At 61.3% G+C, this 25,250-nt stretch carries 21 protein-coding genes; 3 read left to right on the top strand and 18 right to left on the bottom strand.

Annotation, left to right across the window (positions count from 1 at the left end; genetic code table 11):
* The coding region (locus tag B3873_RS12500) for a hypothetical protein (RefSeq protein WP_286866420.1) at positions 1–252 on the top strand (252 nt) is incomplete at its 5' end.
* A gap of 435 nt (positions 253–687) precedes the next feature.
* Here B3873_RS12500 and B3873_RS12495 read toward each other — a convergent pair.
* The 4 genes from B3873_RS12495 to B3873_RS12480 all read right to left on the bottom strand — a co-directional run bounded on the left by B3873_RS12495 (position 688) and on the right by B3873_RS12480 (position 5,743).
* The gene (locus B3873_RS12495; RefSeq protein WP_286866419.1) at positions 688–2,115 is read right to left on the bottom strand and encodes a mannose-1-phosphate guanylyltransferase/mannose-6-phosphate isomerase; all 1,428 of its coding nucleotides are present in this window, start codon (positions 2,113–2,115) and stop codon (positions 688–690) included.
* Positions 2,115–3,248, bottom strand: coding sequence for a sugar phosphate nucleotidyltransferase (locus tag B3873_RS12490; protein WP_039788631.1), 1,134 nt, complete (start codon positions 3,246–3,248; stop codon positions 2,115–2,117). The genes B3873_RS12495 and B3873_RS12490 overlap by 1 nt, the downstream gene beginning before the upstream one ends.
* 133 nt (positions 3,249–3,381) lie before the next feature.
* Positions 3,382–4,542, bottom strand: a complete 1,161-nt coding sequence (locus B3873_RS12485) for a WecB/TagA/CpsF family glycosyltransferase (protein ID WP_286866418.1) — start codon at positions 4,540–4,542, stop codon at positions 3,382–3,384.
* A gap of 10 nt (positions 4,543–4,552) precedes the next feature.
* Positions 4,553–5,743, bottom strand: a complete 1,191-nt coding sequence (locus tag B3873_RS12480; protein WP_286866416.1) for a glycosyltransferase family 2 protein — start codon at positions 5,741–5,743, stop codon at positions 4,553–4,555.
* Positions 5,744–6,254: 511 nt separating this feature from the next.
* Between B3873_RS12480 and B3873_RS12475 the strand changes: the two genes are divergently transcribed.
* Positions 6,255–7,658, top strand: a complete 1,404-nt coding sequence (locus B3873_RS12475) for an Atrophin-1 multi-domain protein (RefSeq protein WP_209533098.1) — start codon at positions 6,255–6,257, stop codon at positions 7,656–7,658.
* Between the two features lie 59 nt (positions 7,659–7,717).
* Here B3873_RS12475 and B3873_RS12470 read toward each other — a convergent pair whose 3' ends face one another.
* The 8 genes from B3873_RS12470 to epsL form a co-directional block, all read right to left on the bottom strand.
* Positions 7,718–9,133: an O-antigen ligase family protein gene (locus tag B3873_RS12470; protein WP_039788632.1), complete on the bottom strand. Its 1,416-nt coding sequence runs from the start codon at positions 9,131–9,133 to the stop codon at positions 7,718–7,720.
* A gap of 78 nt (positions 9,134–9,211) precedes the next feature.
* Positions 9,212–10,855, bottom strand: coding sequence for an exosortase B (gene xrtB, locus B3873_RS12465; protein WP_286866415.1), 1,644 nt, complete (start codon positions 10,853–10,855; stop codon positions 9,212–9,214).
* A 30-nt stretch (positions 10,856–10,885) separates the two neighbouring features.
* Positions 10,886–11,764: a chain length determinant protein tyrosine kinase EpsG gene (epsG, locus tag B3873_RS12460; protein ID WP_051156604.1), complete on the bottom strand. Its 879-nt coding sequence runs from the start codon at positions 11,762–11,764 to the stop codon at positions 10,886–10,888.
* Positions 11,765–11,812: 48 nt separating this feature from the next.
* Positions 11,813–13,210, bottom strand: a complete 1,398-nt coding sequence (gene epsF / locus B3873_RS12455) for a chain length determinant protein EpsF (RefSeq protein ID WP_276839093.1) — start codon at positions 13,208–13,210, stop codon at positions 11,813–11,815.
* Between the two features lie 72 nt (positions 13,211–13,282).
* Positions 13,283–14,068: a polysaccharide export protein EpsE gene (epsE, locus tag B3873_RS12450; protein WP_039786590.1), complete on the bottom strand. Its 786-nt coding sequence runs from the start codon at positions 14,066–14,068 to the stop codon at positions 13,283–13,285.
* Between the two features lie 77 nt (positions 14,069–14,145).
* Positions 14,146–15,114 carry an EpsD family peptidyl-prolyl cis-trans isomerase gene (locus B3873_RS12445; RefSeq protein WP_286866412.1) on the bottom strand — a complete coding sequence of 323 codons (969 nt, stop codon included), beginning with the start codon at positions 15,112–15,114 and terminating at the stop codon, positions 14,146–14,148.
* Between the two features lie 90 nt (positions 15,115–15,204).
* Positions 15,205–16,614, bottom strand: coding sequence for an undecaprenyl-phosphate glucose phosphotransferase (locus tag B3873_RS12440; protein ID WP_051057491.1), 1,410 nt, complete (start codon positions 16,612–16,614; stop codon positions 15,205–15,207).
* Between the two features lie 10 nt (positions 16,615–16,624).
* A complete protein-coding gene (gene epsL, locus B3873_RS12435; RefSeq protein WP_286866410.1) occupies positions 16,625–17,866 on the bottom strand; it encodes an XrtB/PEP-CTERM-associated polysaccharide biosynthesis outer membrane protein EpsL in 1,242 nt (413 codons plus the stop codon).
* Positions 17,867–18,260: 394 nt separating this feature from the next.
* Between epsL and B3873_RS12430 the strand changes: the two genes are divergently transcribed.
* Entirely contained in the window at positions 18,261–18,863 is a 603-nt protein-coding gene (locus B3873_RS12430) for a phosphatase PAP2 family protein (RefSeq protein ID WP_286866409.1), read from the top strand.
* Positions 18,864–18,943: 80 nt separating this feature from the next.
* On the opposite strand, the gene B3873_RS12425 is transcribed toward B3873_RS12430, so the two are convergent.
* The 6 genes from B3873_RS12425 to pheS all read right to left on the bottom strand — a co-directional run.
* Entirely contained in the window at positions 18,944–20,026 is a 1,083-nt protein-coding gene (locus B3873_RS12425) for a collagen-binding domain-containing protein (protein WP_286866408.1), read from the bottom strand.
* A 225-nt stretch (positions 20,027–20,251) separates the two neighbouring features.
* On the bottom strand, positions 20,252–20,776 hold the full coding sequence (locus B3873_RS12420) for a GNAT family N-acetyltransferase (RefSeq protein WP_286866407.1): 525 nt from the start codon (positions 20,774–20,776) through the stop codon (positions 20,252–20,254).
* 159 nt (positions 20,777–20,935) lie between these two features.
* Positions 20,936–21,337 carry a MerR family transcriptional regulator gene (locus tag B3873_RS12415; RefSeq protein WP_034331538.1) on the bottom strand — a complete coding sequence of 134 codons (402 nt, stop codon included), beginning with the start codon at positions 21,335–21,337 and terminating at the stop codon, positions 20,936–20,938.
* Between the two features lie 3 nt (positions 21,338–21,340).
* Positions 21,341–21,754 carry an integration host factor subunit alpha gene (locus tag B3873_RS12410; RefSeq protein WP_051057415.1) on the bottom strand — a complete coding sequence of 138 codons (414 nt, stop codon included), beginning with the start codon at positions 21,752–21,754 and terminating at the stop codon, positions 21,341–21,343.
* 64 nt (positions 21,755–21,818) lie between these two features.
* A complete protein-coding gene (gene pheT / locus B3873_RS12405) occupies positions 21,819–24,245 on the bottom strand; it encodes a phenylalanine--tRNA ligase subunit beta (RefSeq protein ID WP_286866406.1) in 2,427 nt (808 codons plus the stop codon).
* Positions 24,246–24,323: 78 nt separating this feature from the next.
* Positions 24,324–25,250 (bottom strand): phenylalanine--tRNA ligase subunit alpha (gene pheS, locus B3873_RS12400; RefSeq protein ID WP_286866404.1); only part of this gene is annotated, 927 nt, incomplete at its 5' end.

Genomic DNA, 25,250 nt, shown 5'->3' with positions numbered 1-25,250 from the left:
TTGACTATCTCTTTGAAGGACATCGGGTATGGATTTGAAGGGATCGAAGACCGCGTGCGGCGGCGTCAGAAACAAGCAGAAGGCTTCAGCTGCTGCGCAAGCTCCGCAACGAAGCCGGCAGAGCCACGAGGCGCGCGGCACGCAACGGGCATCGACGCCAGGACTCCTGTGAACGGCAGCAGCTCATCTGTAAAGAGCGGTAAGGAATTTACCATAATGCTGCGACGCACAGTAAAGAATTCGTGGTCATAAAAACAAACTTGAAGCATTGTTATGCTCGCATAAAAACCGGTCCATAAACAAATAAAAAATCACGCAAAACGTCTTTTCATACCCGTTGTTACGTCTTGAAACATGCTTCCTGACAAAGTGCTGACAGCGCACTGACGTGCTACTGACGCACGAGTCAGTGACGCAAAATTAAAATAACTCGCGTTTTTCACGTACGCAATTACTGACAAATAGCTGACGCACAATGGTTTTTATATTGCATTGCAGCATGTAATGATATGCACAAGCAGTGATTACCATCACTCCGGTGTCGGTGATGGCGTGAGGCGGGGGAAATTTAGCTGGAGAACAAAAAGAAAACGCCCGATGGCAGCCATCGGGCGTATTGCAGTTTCCTCATGCCAATGCCGGAGAACCCGGCAGCAAGGCAAGAGAATCAGTGGTGGTCGGGCGAACTCAGGCGCGCTTGTAGACGTCGTCGAAACGAACGATGTCGTCTTCACCGAGGTAACTGCCCGATTGCACCTCAATGAGGTGCAGCGGCAGCTTGCCCGGATTTTCCAGGCGATGGGTCACGCCGATGGGCAGGTAGATGGACTCGTTCTCGCTGAGCAGAGTGACCTCTTCGCCGCGCGTGACGAGCGCCGAGCCGCTGACCACGACCCAGTGTTCGGCGCGGTGATAATGCATCTGCAGCGACAGCTTCTCACCCGGTTTGACGATGATGCGCTTGACCTGGAAGCGCTCGCCGGAGTCGACGCTCTCGTAGCTGCCCCAAGGACGGAAGACGCGCTTGTGATGGACGTGCTCGGTGCGCTTGGCATTCTTGAGCTTGTCCACGAAGGCCTTCACTTCCTGCACCTTCTCACGGTTGGCGACCAGCACGGCATCGTCGGTTTCCACCACGATCAGGTCTTCCACGCCAAGCACCGCCACCATGCGGCTTTCCGCACGCACCAGGGTATTTTTGACCTGGTTGAGGTGAACGTCTCCGCGTACCACGTTGCCCTCGGCATCTGCCGGCAGCACTTCGTGCAGCGCACTCCATGAACCGACATCGCTCCAGCCGATGCTGGCGGGCACCACGACCGCGCGCGAGGTGTTTTCCATCACGGCGTAGTCGATCGACTCGGAGGGGGACGCGGCGAACGCGGCCTCATCCAGGCGACAGAAATCGAGGTCGTTGTAGGCCTTGCTCACCGCCTCCTTGACGGCCGCACCGATCAGCGGACGATGGGATTCCAGCTCGGCGAGGAAATCGCGCGCCTTGAACAGGAACATGCCGCTGTTCCAGTAATAGCCGCCCTGCTTCAGGAAACCGGTGGCGGTCTCCAGATCCGGCTTCTCGACGAAGCGATCGACCAGGAAGTTGCCGGTATCGGCGCCGTGAGCGCCACCGCGCAGGATGTATCCGTAGCCGGTTTCCGGCTGCGTCGGCTCGATGCCGAAAGTGGCCAGCGCGCCCTGCTGCACAGAAGCCATGGCGCGGCGGACCGCCTCGTGGAAGGACAGCACGTCCTTGATCACGTGGTCGGCCGGCAGCACCAGCATGACCGCCTCCGGATCGAGGCGCTGCAGGTGCAAGGCGGCGGCGGCGACGGCCGGCGCGGTATTGCGGCCCTGCGGCTCGAGCATGATGCCCAGCGGGCGCACGCCGATTTCACGCATCTGCTCGGCGATCATGAAACGGTGCTCATTGCCGCAGACGATCAGCGGGGCCTGGACTTCCGGCCAGGAACCGACACGCGTGACCGTCTCCTGCAGCATGGTCTGTTCGCTCACGAGCGGCAGGAACTGCTTCGGATAGGCGGCACGCGAGAGCGGCCACAGGCGGGTTCCCGAACCGCCGGACAAGATGACGGGATAGATTTTGGTAATTAACATTAGGTGCTCCTGTTATCCACGCCAGTCCGTGGTTTGAGACGGCGGTCGCGCGCGTCGTTCCACTGCTCGTCCGGCTGATCGGACGTATGCTTCATTGCGCCATCATGGGTGACGCTGTAGGCACCATAGACCACGCTGTCTTCAAAGGTGGTGCCACTGGCTACGCGAGTATACTCGAACAGCACGCTGCGAATGACCTTCGCGCCGCTGCAGATATGGCTGCCATGGCCGATCCAGGCCGGTCCGATGATGGTCGAGCCGGCTGCGATATGAGAACCGGCTCCGATGTAGACCGGCCCTTCGATGGTGGTGCCTTCCCACTCGATGCGGGTGTTGAGTCCGACCCACACACCTTCCTGGATCTGGGTACCGGGCACGTACATCTGCGCCACTTCCCCTTTCAGCACGCTCTGCAGCACCGACCAGAAATCGGTGACGTTGCCGATGTCGATCCAGTTGAAGAAGCGCTTCTGGGCATAGAACGGCAACTGCTTTTCCACCAGCAGCGGGAACAGGTCGGAGCCGATGTCGAAGAACTTGTCCTTGGGGATGAGCTCCAGGGCTTCCGGCTCCATGATGTAGATACCGGTGCTGGCCAGATTGGACAGGGCTTCTTCCTGCTTCGGCTTTTCCTGGAAGGACTTGACCTTGCCGTCGGGCTCGGTCACCACGATGCCATAGCTGGAGACCTGCTCCATCGGCACCTCCTTGGTGATCACGCTGACCAGCGCGCCCTTGCGGCGGTGCTCGAACAGGGCCGAATGGATGTCCAGATCGATCAGCGCATCGCCGCAGATGACCAGCGTGGTTTCATCAAAGAAGCCGCCGAACTCCTGAATCTTCTTCATGCCACCGGCCGAACCGATGGGGTCGGGGAAGACCTGGCCGTCGTCATCCACATAGCCTTCGAAGGAATAGCCGATGCGCGCGCCGAAACGCTGGCCTTCGCCAAAATAATTCTCGATGCGGTCATGCAGGTAGCTGACGTTGACCATGATGTCCTGGATGCCGAATTTCACCAGGTGCTCGATCAGATACTCCATCACGGGCTTGCCCAGAATGGGAATCATCGGTTTGGGCAGCGCGTAGGTCAGCGGCCGAACGCGGGTCCCCTTGCCCGCTGCGAGAATCATCGCTTTCATGTTTGCCTTTCTTGCTCTATGGAGTTGAATCGAAAAACGGTTGCCCGGCACAGGTCGCGGCACGAAGATCCCTCATGCCGCAGTCCCTCCGCCCAGGACAGGAATAAGGACAGCGGGGACGGCGTCACCGCAAGGGTTCAAGCAAATACTGTGCGCACATCAGCTCGAACTGCCGCCGCAGCGACGCCGACGGATTGATGATCGCCCAGGGACGCTTGGCAGCCATGCAGGCCGCATAGAGCAGGATCAGCGAACCGACGGCGGCGCTGTCGATCCAGGTCAGTTGCGCGCAATCCAGCACCACCGGCCCCTGCCCTTGCGCAGCCTGGGCCAGCAGCGAGCGCCAGCGCCCGATGTTGGGCTGGCCGATGGCACCGCTCAGCAGCAATTCACTGGTGCCATGATCCAGCCTCAGTTCCATGCCGGCCGCATCAAATTGCGCGGCGGCAGGCGCCGGACGGCGCGCCGCCCGCGCGGCCGGGATCACGACGCTCCACAGCAGCTTCAGCAGGGTGCGGCCATCATTCCAGTAGCGCCGCCACAGCGCCGGCTCTTCCTTGATGCGCCAGGCCCATTCAAGGCCGGTCTTCTGGACCCAGACCGGAGCGCGCGACACGGTTCCGGCCACGAAATTGATCACGGCCCCCAGGTGGCCCATCAGCGGCACCTGCAGGGCATCGCGATTGCGTTGCACCCATTGCTGGCCCTTGCGGGCGGCCAGCGCCACAACGAGGAAATCGGCCCCGCTCTGGTTGATCGCTGCGATGGTCTCGGGGCTGCTCATCTCCTCGACCGTGCCGAAGCCCGGGGTTTCATAGCCGACCGCCTGCATGCCGCCGCGGTCGGCGTTGATCTTTTCGCAGGCCAGCTTGGCAACGCCGGGCAAGCCGCCGAAGAAATAGATGCGCATGGGATCGACGCCATTGCGGCCAGCCGTGCTGCGCAGGGCGTCGAACAAGGTCGAGCCGGAGACGCGTTCGGTGAAGGGCAATCCCAGGGCGCGGGCGATCCACACGATGGGCATGCCATCGATCACCGACAGGTTGCTCTGCAGGACGGTTTCGCGGAACTGCAAGTCCTGCAGGCAGGCGATCACGAAGTTCAGATTGGGCGTGGACAGGAAGCAGCGGCGGCGTTCCTTGCTGGCCAGATGCATGCGCGCGCAGGCTTGCTGCACGTCGACCAGGTCGAACGGCAGACCGAGGATGCAATACACCTCGCGCGAGAAATCCGGCCCCGGATCGATCACTGCGCCGGGCTGCGCAGCCACTGGCGCGGACGCCACTGCAATAGGCTCATTCAGAGTCACGTTTGGACCTCACCCACTCTACCTGACGATTGAAAAGAAACTTCACATACAACGGCACCTTGCGTGCCACATAGCCCACGGCGCTGAGCAACTGGCGCAGATTGATCACATCGCGCGCAAACCCGGACCAGGCCAGCAGCACCGACGACACCAGCGCGGCCAGCATCAGGCTGGCCAGCCCAAGGGCCGCCGTACCGCCCAGGACCAGCGCGGCCAGCAAGGCCAGCAGCCACGCCACGCCGGTGAGCATGACCAGCAAGGCCAGCGGCGGTACGCTCAGATCCAGCGCCAGCGCCGCCAGGGCTCCATTGCGCAGGCGCAGCGACTGTCGCAGCAGCTTGGGCACATAGGTCTGGATCACGCTCAGGTGGCCGTGCTCCCAGCGCGTACGCTGCGTGCTGACACCGCTTTCGCTGACCGGGAAGTAGCTGTAGACCAGCGCGTCCGGACAGAACAGCGGCGGCTGCCCCACGGTGGCCAGGTCGACACCCAGCTTCATGTCTTCGACGATGTGACCGGTGGCCAGATCGACCCGTCCGATCTGCTGCCAGCCAAATGCCATCCCGGTGCCCATCAGCTGGCAGGGTTGGCCGAGGCGCTGGAAACCCAGGGGCCGCACATGATTCTTCACCACCCAAGCAAACTCGGCGATCTTGCGCATCGGGCCGGATTCCTGCGGCACATGCATCAGGTACAAGGCCTGCACCGGGCGGCCCGACTGCACCGCGGCGCGACTGACCGTGTCCAGCGCATCGGGACCCAGGAAGCAGTCGGCATCCACGATGATCACCACGTCGGGCGGATCCTGCGCCAGCTGCTGGATACCGTGGTCCAGCGCATAGCCCTTGCCGCGCAAGACATCGTGAAAACGCTCCGTGACCTCGGCACCGGCTGCGCGCGCGATGGCTGCAGTGTCATCGGAGCAGTTGTCCGCCACCACCAGTACACGGTCACCCTGCGCCAGCTGGGCACGGATGCCGGCGATGACCTCGGCAATCCCGCCCGCCTCATTGTGGGCCGGCACCAGCACCGCGATGCGCGGACGCAGCGGACTCAGCACCGTCGACCTGGGACGCGCGAACCGCGCCGCCAGCACCTGCACCAGCAATACCGTCACCGGAATGGCCAGCAGCACCAGGAACAGCAGCAGTATCGTTTGCAATAGTCCTATCAACATCGTCTCTTTCCGTCTCGTCCGATTCAAAATCCTTCATGCGTCCTGCGCCACCAGCGTGCTGCCGGGCACTGTCCGAAGGCTTCGCCAAAACCACCCGGCTCGCATTTTCACCTGCAGCAGAAGCCACTGGCCCTGTCGCCGCGTTGTCCTGATGAGTTTGGCCCGTCGCACGCAACCAGTAGCCAACGACTTGGTCAGAATGTGCATTCCCACATGGCACCAAACCAGTCTCATCAAGAGTGAAAGCTCACCTTATCTTTCACATTATGCGGCATCCGCCCCACAAATTTGCTGCACTTGCACACATTTTGTTGCTGCGCTTCGAGAGCCCATCAAATGAAAAGTTCGCATTCAACTGAACCTGGCCTGTCAGCTTTTTTTACGCCATGAACAGCGACAGGCTCGCTATACTTTTCAGGGGCACCGAACCGTTGAGCGCTTTGTGCGTCAGACTGATTCCCAAGGCAGCATCTTGCCCTGCGGCACCACCACTACTTCATAGGAAATGCTCATGCAACGAAAATTCAGCAAGCTACGCCAAGCCCAGTTATGCCTGGCGCTTGGATGCACAGCCCTGGCCAGTGCACCGGCCTGGGCTCAGGAATGGGGCAGCTACCTCAAACCCTTCGCTGCGGATTCACTGTGGAACAGCCGGCCGGTCAATCCCACTTTTTCCAACGACGTCATCCCTACATCGACCTATTCGCCGCTGATCACCAACGGCGATTACTCGACCGGCGTGTTCCTGGCCAGCCCGAATGATCCGGCGGTAACCGTGACCGGGCCGACCGGCAGCAACAGCCTCAAGATCGCTGACGAAGAGGTCTTCCGCGACATCACCATTCCCCACTGGCCGGCAGCGACCAAGCCTGGCCCGGGCGGCGATGCTCACGCCGATATCGCGGACCCGTCCACCGGCATCATCCATTCCTTCTGGGGCCTGAAACAGCAGGACGGCAAATGGACTGCACGACTCTACGCATGGACCAAGATGAACGGCACCGGCTGGCCTGATCCTGCGCATTACTACCAGGGCGCGCGTGCGGCGGGCGTTCCTGCTTCGGCCGGGCTGATCCGCATCCACGAAGCTGCCGCCAAGCCGGAGTACTATCCGCACGCGCTGGCCATGACGATGACTTACAACGGCCTTAGCGCCAAGCCCACCTACGTTTTCCCGGCCACCTCGGCCGACGTCAATGCGGCGAAGGTCAACAGCGGTCCATTCCCGGAAGGCGCGCTGATGATGCTGCCGCCTTCCTTTGACACATCCAAGATCACCAACGAAGAAGTGCGCCGCATCGCTGAAACGCTCAAGCGCTACGGTGCCTACGTCATCGACGCCAACGACGGCACGCCCTTCGCCATCTTTGCCGAGATCGGATCGAGCGCCAATCCTTCCCCGGGCGGCTGGAATGCCACCGTCTCCAACGAACTGCAAACCATCCGTGCCGCCCTGCGCCGCGTGACCGGGGCCAGCGGCTGGATCGATGGCAACGGCAAGGCCTTCACGCCCAACCAGAATCTCAACCTGCTCTCCATGCGCGGTGCCTGGACCCTGCAAGCCGGCAGCGGCCAGGCCACCTTCGACTCGTGGCAGCAATCGGTGGTGATCTCCGGCGCCAGCGCTTCCACGATTGCCGTCAATTACTCCAATCGCGGCATGCAGCCGGTCGATTGGGCCAAGCCGGTCATGGGTGCCAAGTACAAACTGACAGCGCGTGCCACAGGTGGCGGCAAGCTGCGCTTGACCATCTATGACAAGCTGGTCGGCAAGGTGGTCACCGACTCCGGTTACCTGGCCAATGGCCAGAGCACGACCTTCGTCTGGAATGCCAACACCCCGCAACTGATCATTTACGCGCAGAGCGGCGGCGCTTCTTCGACCGTCGGAGCGGAGCTGATCAAGGCCGAATAACGGCCAGGCCCGCTGCGGTGGGCTGCACCTGCACGGCGCAGCCCACCCATCACGGCCCCTCAGGCAGCAGGGGCTGCGGCCAGGCGCGACGCTTGCCCTGCCCTTTCCTTATCAGCCGGCTGTCCATTCAGATAGAGCGACCAGCCCATGCCCATCGCCATCCAGAAATACCAGTTGAACGCCAGATAGCTGAGCATGTTGTCGGAGGCCGACACGACCAGATATTGAACCAGTGCGCAAATCAGGATGCCCGCACCCAGGCGATCCCTGGGATAGAGCCGGAGCAGCGCCCGGAAGGCCTGATAGAACAGCACCAGGTAGGCTACCAGCCCGATGACGCCAATATCGAAAATCAGCTGGACGAACACATTGTGTGCCTTCCACTCGAAGTTGCCCGACAGCGGGAAGAACACGTTCGAGTAGTAACCGAAGGCTTCCACGCCATAGCCCGTCAGGTAGCGGCTGGGCGACATCCAGTTCAGCGCGCTCTCCCACAGCAGCACGCGCCAGGCGAACGAATTGAGCTTGGCGTAGTTGCCTACCACCGTACCGCCTCCGTCCAGATCCATGATCCGCTGTTGCACACTGGGGATCAGCAAGGAGAGGCAGCACAGCACCAGCAGGTAGATCAGGTAGCGCCGTTCGAACATCAGTCCGTACAGAACGAACAGCACCAGCACCGCCGCCCATGCACTGCGCGTCTGGGTCAGCAGCAGCAAGACCATCAGCACGCCCAGATAGCCCGTGAAGGCAAAGCGCTGCAGCTGGCTCAGCTTGAAGGTCGGGCTTTTCAGGACGTACAGACCCAGCGAAATGATCAGGGTCAGGTAGAAGGCCAGGATGTTCGGGTGAGTAAACGTACTCTGCAGACGGAAACCACCGGACACGCCGCCGGCCATCGCCACGCTCACCAGCCCGTAGATGGCGGGAATGACCGACGAGCCGATCATGAGGCGCACCATGAAGCGGAAGTCATCCTCGGTGCGCACGATATAAAACGCGCAGACGAACACGGCAAAGTAGGAGCACAGCGAGAGCGCAGTTTTCAGGCCAACGGCAGCATTGGGCGAGACCACCACGCACACCGCCTCCCATGCCAGGAAGATCAGCCAGGCCACTGCCGCCTTGCGCGGCAGCAGGCGCGGGCGCTCGATGAAGAAGAGCAGCGCGATCAGAATGATCAGGGCATTGATGGCCCCGCCGAGGCCGGCACCGCCACCGCCGGCCCCTATCCGCGTGGACTCCAGCACGACGTCGCCGGAGGCGCGCAGCAGCAGGATCAGCAACAGCAGCAAGCGCTTGTTGAAGACGAAGATGGCTCCCAGCAGGAACAGCGCCGGCACTGCCGCCAGACGTCCGACGCTGTCGCCCAGCAAGGTTGCCGCCACCGGCAGCACCATCCCGACCAGCACGGCCACCATGACGCCGGCTGCCAGGATGAGCAGCTGGGTCAAGTCCAGATTGATTTTTCTCATTTCATTGTCCTTCGCTGCAAGCCGAGCTTGCCCGTTGCGCGACTGCTGAACATTCCACGCCGGTCATCACCCAGGCGCTCACGCCGGCACCAGCAGGCCGGGGTTGGCCGCACCCACGGCTGACTGCAGGTCTTCCAGGAAACGCTGTTGCAAGGCGAACTCGTCGGCCTGCGATGCTCCCTCTTGCACCAGGGTGGAGGCACGCACCAGGATGCCATCGGAGATCCGGCCGGCCATGCCGTCTTCAAATATCTTCAGTCGTGCGGCCAGGCCACCGTTGGGGAATCCATCGCCGATGCGCACCCAGTAGGTGACCGCCTCGACCCGGTTCTGGCGGGATGCAACGAAGCGCGAGCCCATGACGGGCTGGCTGCCCGCCCGCACCGGGATGGCCACCCGCTCCTTGCCGCTCAACACGAATCCTTGGGCCACGTAGCAGACTTCGGGCAGGTGGATCTTCACGTCCTGGGTCTGCTCCTTGGCGTAGGCCAGCGCCAGCATGACCATCTGTCCCTGGCTGTTGACGTAGGTGCGTCCGAGCACGTCGTCGTAGGGTTGGTCGGTGCTGCGATCGGTCCCGTCCTCCAGACCTACGTTGACTTGCAGGAATGGCGACGGCACTTCCTTCCACTGCCCGAACTGGGTAGGAATGACGGTGGCGAAGTTGCCCTTCTTGACCACGTTGACCTCACGCGGCACCAGCAACTGCACCAGGCCCACCGAGACCACCATGGCGATCACCACGGCAATGGAGAGCCGCAGGTTCATGGAAAACTGTGTGTTGTCCTGCGCGGCCGCAGCAGCACGCTGGCGCGGCACCGCCTCGGGAACCGGCAGCCCGCGCCAGGCCGCATGGCGCACGGCGATCCAGCGCAAGAGGCTATCCAGCGCGATGATCAGGCCCAGTGCCACGAAGAACAGCAGCATCCCGGCGAACCCGTGCAGGAAGCCCTGGCCGGCGGCATCGCCAAGGTAATAGGTGATCAGGGCCAGCACCATGACGCGCACCGTATTGGCCGTAAAGGAAATCGGAACGATCAGGACCGCCAGCACCAGATTGCGGAACAGCGACTGGTGACGCACCAGGTTCATGTACAGCAAGCCGAGCGCTTCCAGGGTGAACAGCGAGTTCAGCCCGGCGCAGGCATCGGCGACCAGCAACTGGTAGGGGCCGATGTAGAGAATCACGCCGCTGCGCGCGATCGGATAACCGAACTGACGCAGGATCAGTTCGGAGGCGTAGGAGACGCCGATCTTGAGCGGCTGGGTGAGCAGGTCCACCACCGAGGCCGGCAGTGGCACCATGAACAACATGAAGAAAAAGGCAAACCACAGGCGGCGGCAGGTACGGATCCCGAACTGGAGCAAGACGATGCCGATCAGGATCGGGATCAGCGATCCCGCTTCCATGAAGAGCACGGTCTGCGAGCGCCCCAGCACGAAACACAGCAAGCCCAGCAACAGAAACACCATGCCGGCGATGGGTGCCGGACGGCGCTCGATGAGCCCGTCCTGATGCAGCTGACGCACCCGCACGAACAGGTAGCAACACGCGACGGCCAGCACGATCGGGCCGTGCGCGTTGCGCTCGGTGCCCCACACGCCATGGAACAGGTCAATGAAACTGGGGACGTACATGGCCGCCAGGCCCGCCGCCACCACCAGCCAGGGCAGGCCGGAGAATGGCTGTTGACGCATGGGGCGCAGGGTCTGGGCAGTCATCTTGCAGTTCTCGTCAGGAGGGTCGGGAGATCAGAACTCGTTGACGACGCTGCCGACGACGGCCACGTGTGCGCTGGTCAGGTTGTCGGTGAGCGTACGGACGGCCGAGATGTGGGTCATGTTGGTGCGCACTACCACCAGGCTGGCACCGGTGCGAGCCGAGATCATGTTGCCGTCGGCATACTGGCCGCCGGACGGGGTATCGACCAGAATCACATCGAAATCCTGTACCAGGTCGCCCAGCAACTGCGTGAAGTTGGGACGGCCCAGCAATTCCTGCGGGTTCGGTGGGGTCGGACCGGCGGGCAAGACCGACAGGTCCAGCAGATCCGGCACGCGCTGGAGCGCATCGGCCGCGCTGCAGCGGCCGGCGATCACGCCCGACAGGCCGTTGCGGTTATCCAGGCCAAACAGCTCGTGCTGGCAGGGCTGGCGCATGTCGGCATCGATCAGCAAGGTACGCTCGCCCAGCTGCGAGAACACCACGGCCAGATTGGAGGCGATGAAGCTGCGCCCTTCCCCGCTGGCCGGGCTGACGATGGACAGCGCCTTGTGCTTGCCGTCGATGTCGAACCAGCGGACCATGAGCTGGCTGCGCAAGGCACGCAGGGCTTCCACCTGTTTGCTGAACGGATTGTAGGCCGCCACCACCTTCTCGCTGACCTTGCTTTCGCCTTTGAGAAGATAGGGATAGTCGAACTGGCGCGACAAGGCCTGATCGATATCGGACTGCGTCAGCAAGCCGAGCTGGATGGCGGCGTCACCGAAGCGCATGCCGCGCTCGCGCTGCAGACGCAGAATGCGTTCCGCATTCTCGGGAGTCAGCTTGCCGCTGTCGACCAGGATGGCGCCGATGGAGCGGTTCGGCAGCGAGGTGCCTTCAGTGAATGTCAACGTTGCTGTAGTCATGTTATTCCCGCGGTATCTGTTTTTATTGGCGATGAAAACGGGCCCGGATCAGGCAGGCTTGCCGCGTCCGAATCCGAAGCGGCGGCGAGACGAGCTTGTCACCGGGCGAGTGATCGAACCCAGCACCGGCAGCCCCAGCTCTTCCACCAGGTCCTGCTCGGAACGTACCCGGCGATTGGTCAGCTCCAGGCCCAGCGCAGTCATCACGCCAAGGATGCCGCCGACGAACACGGCCAGGATCAGGTTGATGAGGATGCGCGGGCTCGACGGATTGACCGGCGGGACGGCGGCCGACAACAACGAGATATCCGACTGGTTGGACTGGCCTTCCAGGCTGGTCTGGGCGAAGCGCTGCGAGGTCATCTCGTAGGCGCGCTGGGCGCTTTCCAGTTCACGGCTGAGCACGGCGAGTTCGTCACGGGTGCGGTTCATCTCCAGCACCTTGCGTTTTTGCGCTTCGAAATCGGCGCGAATCTCGGACTCGCGCTTGGCCAGGATGGTGGCATTGCCGCCCACCGAGGCGGAAATGGCGGCGCTCGCATTGGCCAGCTGCGCGCGCAGGCCATCACGCTCGGCCTTGGCCGCCAGGTAGTCCGGGTGGTTCACGCCCAAGCGCTTGGAGGCCTGCTCGAAGCGGGCTTCCGAGATGGCCAGGTTGGACTTCAGGGTCTGGATCAGGCCACTGGCATTGACGTCCGGCGATTCGGCAGCGCCACCGGCCTTGGCCTGGCGGCTGCGCGACTGCGCCTCGGCCAGGGCCGACTGGGCCATCACCAGCTGGGTCGACAGGTCGTTGAGGCGGTTGTTTTCGACGTCGGTACGGGTGTCCAGATTGGTGATGCCATGCTCTTCCTGGTACTTCGACAGCTTGGCCTGCGCCTGCTCATAGGCATCGCGCAACAGCTTGGTCTGGTCGTTGAAGTAGGACGATGCCTTGCGGGTCGGGTCCAGCTTCAGCTGCATGCTGACCTGCTGGTAGGCGGCCGCGAAGGCATTGGCCACCAGTGCCGCAAACTGCGGATCATCAGCGCGGAAGGTGATGTCGATCACGCTGCTTTCCTTGGAAGCCACCGCATCCAGTTTTGCCAGCAGCACGCCGGCCAGCCAGTTGCGGATATCCATATCGCCATGATTCTGGGCGTCGAAGGCAGCCTTGACCGCAGGCTGTTGCGCCAGTTTCAGGTTGTCCACGACAGCCAGTGCCACCGACGGGCTGTTGATGATGGCCACCTGCGTCGGCATGAAGCCGGGCAAGGCCTGGGGCGCGACCACCAGGCCGGTCACCGGATCGGAGGCCTTGTAGTTCAGCACCACCGACGAGGTCGCCTTGTATTGCTTGGACTGGGTCAGGCTGATACCAAGCGCCACCAGAACGGTGATCGACAGGATCAGCAGGATCACCCGCAGGTGAGCCTGGAGGATCAGAACAAATTGAGAAAGATTCATGGGATCACGCCTCCTGGTTGGCGTTTGCGATAGCAAAATGGGAAATCATGTGCGTTGCAGCCGGGTGCCGGATCAGAACCAGCTTTCCTTGACGTAGACGACGTCGTCGGCCTGCAGCGGATCGTCCTTGTTCAAGTGCAGCTCCTCCAGCTTGCCATCCACCTGGCGCTTGACCACCAGGCCGCGTTCGGTACCGCGCTGGGTCAGGCCGCCACCCACGGAGAGCGCCTGCAGCAGCGTGGTGCCGCGTTCCAGCTTGTACATGCCCGGACGCTGCACTTCACCGTAAATGTAGAAACGCAGCGAACGCTCCACATAGATCACGTCATTGGCTTGCACCTCCGGCAGTTCCGAGGTGTCGCCGCTATGCGTGATGCTGTAGATGTCCACCAGCTGCTTGCTGACCGCACCGCCGTTCTTGCGCACGATGGTCACGGCGTCGCCGCCATCAGGCGTCACGCCACCGGCCAGCGCGATGACGTCCGCCACGTTGCGCTTGCCATCCAGCGGGTAGCGTCCCGGCTTGGACACCTGTCCCAGCACCGACACCATCTGGCTCTGCGGAACGGTGACCAGAATGTTCACCTGCGGGTTGACCAGATAGCCGCCCTTCTTGAGCAGACCGGCGATCTTGGTCTCGGCCTGGGCGGTGGACAGGCCACCAATCTTCACTTCGCCCACCAGCGGGAAGCTGATCACGCCGGCTTCGCTGATGCGGGTCTCCAGGCTGAGGTCATCGCTGCCATAGACCTTGACGCGAATCACGTCACCCGGCCCGAGCAGGATATCGTCGGCCTGCGCAAGCAGGCTCACGCTGGACAGCATCAGACCGATCAGCAGGAATACTATTTTTCTCATCATCGTCATTACTCCGCAATACATCAGGTTCTTGAGGTTCTTGATTCAGGCGCTGCACGCCCGTTGTTGATCCATGCTTACTTGAAACCGGCGACGCCGCGCTTGATCGCCTCGCTGTCCGCTGAAGCAGCATCCTTGCCAGGGCTACCCTGCACGGCTGCGCCATCCTTGTCCGCCGGGGCCGCAGCGCTCAGATCCTTGAACGACTTGGCCTGCTCGGTGAGCTCGATCTTGGCGTCCTTCTTCAACCGTTCCACCAACTGCTCGGACGCCTGATTCTGCTGCAGGGTCACCAGATACTGGGCGATCTGGGGCGAGGCCACCGCCAGCGTCATGGGCACATTCTTGACGTCCTGCAAGGAGGTCAGGATGGCCGTCGGTCCTTCGATCACCACGAACATGGTGCCGCGCTCCATGGTCTTGAGGCTGGTATTCATCTGCTGCGGCAGATCCGCCGAAGTCTTGACCACCTGCTGGCGCGCATACTGCACCCGATGCGAATCCAGCCAGCCGACCACATCATCCAGACGCTTGCCGGGCTGGTCCATCAGGGCGTTGAGCTCGGGGGTGAGGCTGGTCCCCGCGATGATCAACTGGGCAAATTCATATTGTTTGCGCTGGGCAAACCAATCGGGATTCTTGCGATAGAAATCCTCGATTTCCTGATCCGACGGGCGAACCGGGGCTTTCAGCTTGCCGGCCACGTAGCTCTGCGCCAGCACCAGGTTGCGTGCCCGCTCCATGTCGGCCACCACGGCCGGATCGTTGTCGAGCTTGTCCTTCCTGGCGGCATTGATCATCAGCTGGCGCGCCACCAGTCCGTCAAGCAGCTGCTTGGTGACCTGCGTGCCGCCGGTCTTGGCCAGCTCATTGTTGACCTGGTGAATGGTGATTTCCTGACCGTCCACAATGGCCACCACCTGGCTGGAACCTGACGCGGCCTTCTTCTCGCCGCAGGCGGCCAATGCCACCAGAAGCATCGCGGAGACCAGCGCCTTCGCCGCGACATTGTGCTGCCATGAAACTGTTGCCTTCCCGATTTTCATTTGACCAAGCTCTCTTCTTTTCTGTGTCACTTGTTGCCGGCTACCGCGGCCGGTGCTTGTTGCCCCTCCCCTGCGAGAAGGCCTTGTCCATCAATAAGCGTTGTCGCGCTTGATCACCATGCGCACGGTCTGGAAGATGATCCACAGGTCAAACATCAGCGACCAGCGGCGCAGGTATTCCAGGTCGAATTCGATACGTGCCTTCATCTTGTCCAGCGTCTCGGTCTCCCCGCGCAGGCCGTTGACCTGGGCCCACCCGGTGATGCCCGGCTTGACCTTGTGGCGCAGCATGTAGCCCTTGATCTGCTTGCGGTACAACTCGTTGTGGGCCACTGCGTGGGGGCGCGGACCGACGATGCTCATGCGACCCTGCAGCACGTTGAAGAACTGCGGCAACTCATCCAGTGAACTGGAGCGCAGGAAGCCGCCGATCTTGGTCAGGCGCATGTCCCCCTTGGTGGCCTGGGTGACCTTGCCGCCGTCCTCCATGACCGTCATGGAGCGGAATTTGTAGACCACGATCTCTTCCCCATCCAGCCCGTAGCGGCGCTGCTTGAAGATGATGGGACCAGGCGAGGTCAGCTTGACGCACAAGGCAATGACCATCATCACCGGCAGCAGCATGAGCAGGATGCCTGAGGCCAGCACCAGGTCGCTGATGCGCTTGACGATGTTGTTGGTACCGGTAAAGGGCGTCTCGCAGATGGCCATCACCGCCATCCCGCCGACGTAATCGAAGCGCGCCTGGATCAGGTTGAAGATATAGATGTCGGGGATGAAGTAAATCGAGGCCGTGGTGTCCTGCAGCTCGTCGATCATCTGCAGCACGCGCGGCTGCGCCGAGATCGGCATGCTGATGTAGACCATGTTGATGTTGTTCTCGCGCACGTACGCAGCCACGTCCGACATCTTGCCGTGCAGCGGCGTGAAGGTACCTGCCGGCTGGCGATTGAGCTCGCGGTCGTCGAAGAATCCCATCAGCTTGATCATCAGCGAAGGATATTTCTCGACGCGATCCGCCAGCTTCAGCGCGGCCGGATTGACACCGATGATGATGGCCTTGCGCACTTCTCCCTTGCTGTGCAAGTCGCGCATCACGCGCGACTGCAATTGCTGGGAGATGATCAGGCCCACCGGCGTGGTGACCACCCAGAAGAAAATCGCGCGCAGCGAAAACTGCTGATAGAACTCACAGATATACGCCACCACGACCAGCACCGCTGCCACCGCCAGCCAGTCCAGGACGGGCGAGATGATCGACGGCCCCTTGGGGTTGCGGCGCAGACGCCGCTCGTGGAATTCGGTGAAGAAATAGGAGGAGAGGAAAAACGCCATGATGGCCAGCACCCAATAATCCCCGTTGAATGCATGACCGTGCAGGCGCACCAGCACCCACAGGTAAGCCACGATCAGGGCTGGTTCGACAAAGCGCTTGAATACCATCGTGATGGTATTGGCCTTGACATTGGCCAACGGCAGACCGTCATGCAGGTCACTCATTTTGGGAGCCTCAGAATTCATAGCGCGAAGTCAGTGATACACCGTTGGACACATAGCCAAAGTTGCTGATGTTCGATTGCAAGGTCTCACGATAGACCGCCAACAAGATCGACAAGGAGGTCGTCGGCGCATACGTCAGGCTCAGACTGGCCTTCTCGTAGCTGTCCCGGCGGCTCGATGGCGTGACGCCGGTGACGATGGAGGCACCGTTGTAGTTGCGCCGTTCGACATCCACCAGACCTTCCACCCGCAGTTTGGCCGTCGGCAGATAGGTCGCGCCGAGGCTGGCACCGGTGGTCAGTGCGAAATTCGCATCGACGTCGTTGACGCCGCCAATTTCACGCCACAGGTTGGCCACGAAACCGGTCTTGCCCGTCGCGGCCCAGTCGCCGACCAGACGCGCGTTGAAACCGCGGTACCCGCCGCCACCCGTGGGCGACTTGCGGTCGCGCTGGGTCAGGCCGCCCAGGAACTGCAGCTTGGTCTTGGCGCTGTACAGCCAGACCACCTTGAGCTTGTAGTCTTCCTGGGTAAATGAGTTGTTGATGGACTCGGTACCCACCAGCACGTCATTCGGATACCGCCCGTCGGTCTTGCGTACCTGCACGCCGACCACGCTGCCGCTGCGCGGGTTGTAATCCAGGCCCAGCTCAGCCAGGTTCTGACTGAAATTGTTGGCCTGCTGCGTGTTCAGGTCGTAGCCCAGCCCGAAATGCGACACCTGGCTGCGCACCGTCCAGTCAGGGTGCAATTGCCATGCCAGCGTTGCATATTTGGTCTGCATGGTGCGAATGTTCAGACCCAATATCCGGAAATTCTGGAACGGCGTGAGCGACTTGGAATAGACATAGCCGATGTCACCCGAAAAACGCTCTCCCAGGAACCAGCTCCAGTTGGTTTTCAGGTCGCGGGCATCATTGTCAAACTGCGAAAAATAATCGTACGTATTCTTGGTTGCGCTGGCGTCGAGCGTCACATGCTGGCGACTCAGCTCACGGTCCAGCTTCAGGCCGGCAGTCCGGCTCTGCACCGAATCGGACAACTTTGGCGCACCGAGCGCCGACACGGCGGCGTCGGGTCCGCTCAGGCGCAGCACGTTGTCATCATGCAAGTAGCTGTACTGCACATACGGCACGACCACCTGGCCCGGGTCGGCTGCGTACGCCAGCGGGCATGTCACGGACACCAGCAGAGCGCACATCTGCACTTGAGTCCTGCGCCCGCTGCTAATGCGAAACTGCCATGGCTTCACGAATCAGAGCCCTTTCTTTTTCTAGTTTTACTTTTAAAACAATGGCAATATTTGGAGTCCGTATTGTTGCAGTGCAACACGAAAAAAATTAGAAGTAATCATGCATCATTTTCGAAATTTAGGCAAAAATTTATGCAAAACATTGCCAGTCAGAAAGCAGACCAACAAGGATACGCGCCCGTCCAAAAGCGGCAATCAGACAAGGTAGCGTGACTTTGTAGGAGAAACGGTAAATGTAAAGATTGGCAACAAACTCATGAAAATTCGTAAACGATATATATCGCACCGCAACACAAACTGAACGTTTATAGGAGAACAATAGTCCTAGCGCTTTCTCCGCACCGCACAAGCGAGTAAGATCGCTGACGCAATCGCTCCGCTGATCCCCCTTTTCATGAACTGGCACACCATCACTTTTCTTGGCGACAGCGCCATCACCGTTCCCGGTGCATGCATCCTGGCACTCTGGCTGGCCGTCAACCGACTGTGGCGGCCGATGCTGGCCTGGCTCATTTCATTTGGTGGAGCGATGTTGATCGTGGTGATCAGCAAGCTGCTCTTCATGGGCTGGGATATCCGGCCACCTTTGCTCAATTTCACCGGTTTCAGCGGTCATACTGCTTCTTCCTGCGCACTCTATCTGTCCGTTGCTTTGTTGCTGACCCGACGCAGCACGCCGGCTTGGCGTACCACCATCCTGGCCATCACCGCGCTCCTCGTAACGGCAGTCGGGCTGTCCCGACTGATGATCAAGGTGCATTCGGAATCGGAAGTGCTGCTGGGACTACTGGTCGGCGCCAGCGCGGCCTGGACCTTTGGCCTGTCGCTGCGCGAGCCGGCACCGGCTTTGCGCCATTTTCTGCTTCCATTCGCCCTGGCCGCAGGCCTCCTGATGACCGGCTTCGACAAGCCGGCACCGACTCAAAGTTTCCTGCAGGAACTGGCCAAGAATCTGTCTGGCCGCACCGAGGTCTATGTCCGCCACGCCCCCCTCTGACGTTTTGAACAGCTCTACGAGAAAAAGGCCGCTCAGTCCATACTGAACGGCCTTTCCGCTGATGCCCCTCCGGGCCGCGATCAGGCGAGCCGCAGGCCGGGCAGCGCCACGCGCCGACGCCGCAGCGCCGCCACACCGATCACGATGGCCAGGCCGCCCAGCATCATCAAATATTGCTCAGGCTCGGGGACCGGGGCCACTGCCGCCAGGTTGCCGGTGAAGGATTGCAGGTGCAGCTCGGCGTTCTGCGTCAAGCTGTTGACGAACACTCCGCCTTCGATGTTCTGGTTGTTGGTCAGGCTGGCGTGAGTAGCCAGGATCGATCCGCCGAACTGATTGTTGATCATCAGGCTGGTCGCATTGTAGAAGTTCCAGACGATGGACTTGCCCAACGACTGCGCTTGTCCACCCAGGAAGTTGGCACCGATGACCGCCGAACTCACGCTGGAATTGATGATGATGGTGCTGGCACCATTGGCGGCGAAGGAAAATTCACCTACCGAGAACACCGACGCGCTGGTGGTGTTATCCAGATTGAAGACCGCGACACCCTGGTTGTTGGCCACGGCATTGAAGGTGGCCTTGTTGTTCGCGACGGAGACCGTGCTGTTGGCAGTGGCCGTCTTGAGGCTATTGGACAGGCTGGTCAGCGTGTTGCTGAAATTGGTCGAGCCGGCAGCATCGGCATTGGTCTGCATCAGCGTGCTCGGCGACGACGAGCGGCCGCCATTGAAGTTGACCCCGTTGGTGCTGCCTGCCACATAGGCAGGGCCATTCAGATTGCTGCCGCTCGCCGAACCGGCGATATAGCTGGAGCCGCTGTTGACGGTGGAATTGGTGAAGGAGCCGCCAATATAGGAACCGAGTCCGTTGACATGCAAACCGCTTGCCGTCCCCATCACGGTCAGACCGGCGTAATTCGATGCGGGCGTGCTGCCGGAGTGCTGTACATAGTCACCGCCCGTCACCGAACCGCCGATCCAGGCCCGGCCATCGACGTGCGAATTGGAGGTGGCATTACCCAGCACCACCAGGTTGAACTGCTGCAGCGCTTCAGCGCCAGTCAGCGGGGCCACGGCGGCCTGCGCAGCAGCACTCACACCAAGGGAAAGGAAAGGCAAGACAGCAACACCGGCCAGCACCGACCTGGAAAGACGCGACATGGAACGTTACCCCTTATAACGGATGCCGCCTTCGCTTGTCAGATCAGGTGGCGGAAGTGAATTGATGTGCTTGGAAGACGCAAATCCAAGCAAACTGTTGTAAATTTTTCATTAATTTTAAGACAACAGTTGTCGATTGATCAAGTGAAAAACTCGTTAACGCGCGAGCGTTAACTTTTTGCCACATTGACAACAATCAATCTTCCGCCAAGGCAAGCACCGGCACTAGCGTAACCGCCTGGACATGTAGAGCGCGCCCTCGCCATAGCTGGCCAGACTCCCGCCCTTCCCTGCCAGCGCCTGCGCATCCTCGGCAAATCCCGCGGCCCGCCAGTAGGCACTTGATGCATGCACCGCCACCAAGGTCGCCATCGGCAGCCCCGCCTGCTCAGCCACCCGGCACAGATCGTCCACCAACTCCCGCCCGAGCCCGGAGCCGCGTGCCGCCGGCAGCAGCGCGACATCGTGCAGATGCAGGCAATCGGCCGCAGTATCCAGTCCGTTCAGCAAGCTGTTGAGGGATGGCGGCACACCGAGGCGAGCGGGATGCATGAAGGCGTAACCGATGACCTGCTCGGTGCCGTCCGCTTGCCCGCTGCGCACGGCGATCCGGCAGCCAGGCGCAAACAAGGCCAGACGTTCTGCGAAGACTTCTTCTGCTTCGAAATAGCCAGCGTGAACCAAGTCAGCGATCGCCATCACGTGCGGCAAGTCAGCCGCCCGCATCGGACGCCATTGATAAGGACTCATGGTGAGATCTCCGTCTGTTGGCCGGGAGCACCCCGGAAATGAACACGCCACACGGTGGCCGATGAGGACCAGCGTGTGGCGCGTAAAAATAAAAACCGGGAAACGAGAAAGCTTATGTTGGTCGGCAAGATCTCCGGCGCAACAACCCTGGCACGTATATCAGGCGGCAGCCCCGGGCTTCAGGGTTTCCAGCACGGCTTGCAACTCCGTCCGCAAGGCATCGATGGCCGCCTCGTCCAGGCTGATGACGGGACGCTGCGGCTCTTGCGGCTGCTCGGCCTCGTGCGTGCCGTCAAGCTTGTTGCGGGCACCGCTGATGGTGAAGCCTTGTTCATACAGCAGTTCACGGATGCGGCGGATCAACAGCACTTCGTGGTGCTGGTAATAACGCCGGTTGCCGCGGCGCTTCACCGGTTTCAGCTGGGTGAATTCCTGTTCCCAGTAGCGCAACACGTGCGGCTTCACACCGCACAGTTCGCTGACCTCGCCTATCGTGAAATAACGCTTGGCCGGGATGGGCGGCAAGACGATGGCCGCCGGTTTGTTGACACGATCGTTCATAGATTAGACGGACATTTCAACGGCGTCGCCGCTGGAGAGTTCCACCATTTCCTTCAATTTCTGGCTGGCGTGGAAGGTCACGACGCGGCGCGCAGTGATGGGGATTTCCTCGCCAGTCTTGGGATTGCGGCCAGGCCGTTGCGGCTTGTCGCGCAGCTGGAAATTACCGAAGCCGGACAGCTTGACGGCCTCGCCACGTTCGAGAGCGTTGCGGATCTCGTCGAAGAAGGTTTCCACCATGTCCTTGGCTTCGCGCTTGTTCAGACCGACCTGCTCGAACAAAAGTTCGGCCAGCTCGGCCTTGGTCAGCGTCGGCAGGTTCTTGTCGGCCTGCGAACGTGCCTGGGATTCCAGTACGGCACGATGCAGGTCGGCGTCCAGCACGGATTGAAATTCGTTCGAATTCACGTTGTTCATGGCGATGAATGACTGGGCCTCAACCGATTCCGGTCTGTAATTATTTTCGCTCTCGGACATCACATCAGGCACGCAACCTGGCACCGAGCTTGGCGCTCGCCGCGGCCACCAGTGCATTCACCGCAAGGTCAACCTTGTCATCCTGAAGGGTGTTTTGAGTATCTTGCAAGGTGCAGCGGAACGCAAGGCTTTTTTCGTCCGCTTCGAGCCCCTTGCCTTGATATTCATCAAATAAAACAAGGGCTTGCAAGATGCTGCAATCCGGATTGGCCTGCTTTTCAGCGGCAAAAACGTCCAGCAATTGCTGCGCACCGACCGAGTGTTTGACCACCAGAGCGATGTCGCGGCTGACCGCCGGGAACTTGGAGATTTCCGAGTAGGACGGCAGGTCACGCTCCTGCAGCGCCTCGGCATCCACCTCGAAGACCACGGGGGCCAGCGGCAGGTCGTACTTCTGCTGCCACTTCGGATGCAATTCTCCGATCACGCCGACCACCTTGTCACCCAGCAGTACATGCGCAGTGCGTCCCGGATGCAGCGCCGGATGTTCGGCCTTGACGAAACGCAGTGCACGCGGCGCGAACAGCGCTTCCAGGTCGGCCTTGACGTCGAAGTAATCGACGTTGCGGGTCGGCTGGCCCCACTGCTCCTCGGCCACCGGACCATAGGCCAATGCGGCCACGCACTTGGGTTGCTCGAAACCGGCGACAGCCAGCGGACCATCGGTGATGGCGGCGTTCTTGTGGAACACGGCACCCGCTTCGAAGACGCGGATACGCGCTGCCTTGCGGTTGACGTTGTAGCGTGCATTGGCGACCAGGCCGGCGATGAGCGAAGAACGCATCACGCTCATCTGGCTGGCGATCGGGTTCAACAGCTTGATGGGATCGGTGTTGCCGGCGAAGTCGGCTTCCCAGGCACTTTCCACGAAGCTGAAGTTGACCACTTCCTGATAATCCTGATCGGCCAGCAGGCGGCGGATGGCGAACAGCGAACGGGTGTTCTCGGGCGCGATGCGCATGGCATTGGCGGCCACCGGCGGCAGTGCCGGGATGTTCTCGAAACCGTAGACGCGGGCGACTTCCTCGATCAGGTCTTCCTCGATCTCGATGTCGAAGCGATAGGACGGCGGCGTCACCGAGAACAGGCCAGGCTGGTAGTCGAAAGACAGGCCCAGACGCTTGAAGATATCCGACACCATCTCGTCAGTGATCTCCACGCCGATCACCTTGGCCGCACGCGCGGTGCGCAGCGCGACCGGTTCACGCTTGGGCAGGTTGACGATCTGGTCGTCGACCGGGCCGACGCGGGTCTCGGGGGTACCGCAGATTTCCAGCAACAGCGCGGTGATGCGCTCGATGTGATCGACCACGGTGGCGAAGTCGACGCCACGCTCGAAGCGATGCGCGGCATCGGTCGAGAAGTTGTAGCGGCGCGCACGGCCCTGGATCGCCTGCGGGAACCAGAATGCGGCTTCCAGGTAGATGTTGGTGGTGTCCAGCGAAACCGCAGTGGCATCGCCCCCCATGATGCCGGCCAGGGATTCGATTTCCTTGTCGTCGGAGATCACGCCGACCCACTCATCGATTTCCACGGTATTGCCGTTGAGGAGCTTCAAAGATTCGCCCTTGCGGCCCCAGCGCACGTCCAGGCTGCCATGGATCTTGTCGAGGTCGAACACGTGCGAGGGACGGCCCAGCTCCAGCATCACGTAATTGGAGATGTCCACCAGCGCCGAGATCGGCCGCTGGCCGCTGCGCTCCAGGCGCTGCTTCATCCACTGCGGGGTGGCGGCCTTGGCATTGAGGCCACGGATCACGCGACCGGCAAAACGGCCGCACAGGTCGGGCGCGGAAATGCGCACCGGCAGCTTCTCGTCCAGGTTGACGGCGGCGGCCTGATAGGCCGGGGCCTTCAGGGGCGTACCGGTCAGGGCCGAAACTTCACGTGCCACACCCAGCACCGACAGGCAATCCGCCTTGTTGGGGGTCAGCTTGATGGTGAACTTCAGGTCGTTCAGTTGCAGGTAGTCGCGGAAATTCTGGCCCACCGGTGCATCGTCGGGCAGCTCCAGCAGGCCGCCGTGATCGTCCGACAACTTCAGTTCGCGGGCCGAGCACAGCATGCCCTGCGACTCCACGCCGCGCAGCTTGCCGACCTTGATCTCGAAAGGCTTGCCATCGGCACCCGGCGGCAGCACGGCGCCGACCATGGCGCAAGGCACCTTGAGACCGGCGCGCACGTTGGGCGCGCCACAGACGATGTTGAGGATGGTGCCGGTATGAACATTCACGCGGCACACGTTCAAGCGATCCGCATCCGGGTGCTTGGAGACTTCCAGCACTTCGCCCACCACCACATTGGTGAAGGGAGGTGCAACCGGTTCGACTTCCTCAACTTCCAGACCGGACATGGTCAGCAGGTGCGACAGTTCATCCGAGGTCATGGTCGGATTGACCATGGTACGCAGCCAGTTTTCAGAGAATTGCATGATTCAGACTTTCAGCTATCGGCTATGAGCTATGAGCCGGAGGCACGCCGCGACAGCGCGGCGCCCTGCGTGATCGAATTAATTGAATTGCTTCAGGAAGCGCAGGTCGCCTTCGTAGAACAGGCGCAGGTCGTTGATCCCGTAACGCAGCATGGTCAGACGCTCCAGGCCCGAGCCGAAGGCGAAACCGATGTACTGCTCAGGATCCAGACCCATGTTGCGCACCACCGTCGGGTGCACCTGGCCAGCACCGGAGACTTCCAGCCAGCGGCCCTTCAGGGGACCGCTGCCGAAGGCGATGTCGATCTCGGCCGAGGGTTCGGTGAAGGGGAAATACGAGGGACGGAAGCGTACCTGCAGGTCGTCGGTCTCGAAGAAGGCCTTGACGAAGTTGAGGTACACGCCCTTCAGGTCGGCGAAGCTGATGTCCTCGGCGATCCACAGGCCTTCGACCTGATGGAACATCGGCGAGTGGGTAGCATCGCTGTCGACACGATAGGTGCGGCCCGGTGCGATGACCTTGATGGGCGGCTTGTTCATGCGGGCGTAGCGCACCTGCATCGGGCTGGTGTGGGTACGCAGCAGCAGCGGCTTGCCTTGGGTGTCGTTGCCTTCGATGTAGAAGGTGTCCTGCATCGAGCGCGCCGGGTGGTTCTCGGGGCTGTTCAATGCGGTGAAATTGGTCCAGTCGGTCTCGATCTCGGGACCGTCGGCGACATCAAAACCGATGGAGCGGAAGATTTCCTCGACGCGCTGCCAGGAGCGCATCACGGGGTGGATGCCGCCCACGCCACGGCCACGGCCCGGCAAGGTGACATCGATGGCTTCCGCATTCAGGCGCGCCTGCATCTGGGCATTGGCCAGTGCATCGCGGCGTGCGGTCAGCGCGGTTTCGATCTGTTCCTTGGCGACGTTGATGATCGCCCCTTGTACCTTGCGCTCTTCCGGCGCCAGCTTGCCCAGTCCCTTCATCTGCTCGGTGATCTGGCCGGTCTTGCCGAGGTA

It is taken from the genome of Herbaspirillum sp. UBA812, assembly GCF_002296545.1.
GTDB classification, from domain to species: domain Bacteria; phylum Pseudomonadota; class Gammaproteobacteria; order Burkholderiales; family Burkholderiaceae_D; genus Herbaspirillum; species Herbaspirillum huttiense.
Note: the sequence above shows the minus strand (reverse complement) of the source record. Positions and strands in the feature narration are given on the sequence as shown.

Bases quoted from the DNA above. Each gene is read 5' to 3' on its own strand.
- B3873_RS12495 (WP_286866419.1), bottom strand. From the start codon at position 2,115: ATGTTAATTACCAAAATCTATCCCGTCATCTTGTCCGGCGGTTCGGGA.
- B3873_RS12490 (WP_039788631.1), bottom strand. From the start codon at position 3,248: ATGATTCTCGCAGCGGGCAAGGGGACCCGCGTTCGGCCGCTGACCTAC.
- B3873_RS12480 (WP_286866416.1), bottom strand. From the start codon at position 5,743: ATGTTGATAGGACTATTGCAAACGATACTGCTGCTGTTCCTGGTGCTG.
- B3873_RS12475 (WP_209533098.1), top strand. From the start codon at position 6,255: ATGCAACGAAAATTCAGCAAGCTACGCCAAGCCCAGTTATGCCTGGCG.
- B3873_RS12470 (WP_039788632.1), bottom strand. From the start codon at position 9,133: ATGAGAAAAATCAATCTGGACTTGACCCAGCTGCTCATCCTGGCAGCC.
- xrtB (WP_286866415.1), bottom strand. From the start codon at position 10,855: ATGACTGCCCAGACCCTGCGCCCCATGCGTCAACAGCCATTCTCCGGC.
- epsG (WP_051156604.1), bottom strand. From the start codon at position 11,764: ATGACTACAGCAACGTTGACATTCACTGAAGGCACCTCGCTGCCGAAC.
- epsF (WP_276839093.1), bottom strand. From the start codon at position 13,210: ATGAATCTTTCTCAATTTGTTCTGATCCTCCAGGCTCACCTGCGGGTG.
- epsE (WP_039786590.1), bottom strand. From the start codon at position 14,068: ATGAGAAAAATAGTATTCCTGCTGATCGGTCTGATGCTGTCCAGCGTG.
- B3873_RS12445 (WP_286866412.1), bottom strand. From the start codon at position 15,114: ATGAAAATCGGGAAGGCAACAGTTTCATGGCAGCACAATGTCGCGGCG.
- B3873_RS12440 (WP_051057491.1), bottom strand. From the start codon at position 16,614: ATGAGTGACCTGCATGACGGTCTGCCGTTGGCCAATGTCAAGGCCAAT.
- B3873_RS12430 (WP_286866409.1), top strand. From the start codon at position 18,261: ATGAACTGGCACACCATCACTTTTCTTGGCGACAGCGCCATCACCGTT.
- B3873_RS12425 (WP_286866408.1), bottom strand. From the start codon at position 20,026: ATGTCGCGTCTTTCCAGGTCGGTGCTGGCCGGTGTTGCTGTCTTGCCT.
- B3873_RS12420 (WP_286866407.1), bottom strand. From the start codon at position 20,776: ATGAGTCCTTATCAATGGCGTCCGATGCGGGCGGCTGACTTGCCGCAC.
- B3873_RS12415 (WP_034331538.1), bottom strand. From the start codon at position 21,337: ATGAACGATCGTGTCAACAAACCGGCGGCCATCGTCTTGCCGCCCATC.
- B3873_RS12410 (WP_051057415.1), bottom strand. From the start codon at position 21,754: ATGAACAACGTGAATTCGAACGAATTTCAATCCGTGCTGGACGCCGAC.
- pheT (WP_286866406.1), bottom strand. From the start codon at position 24,245: ATGCAATTCTCTGAAAACTGGCTGCGTACCATGGTCAATCCGACCATG.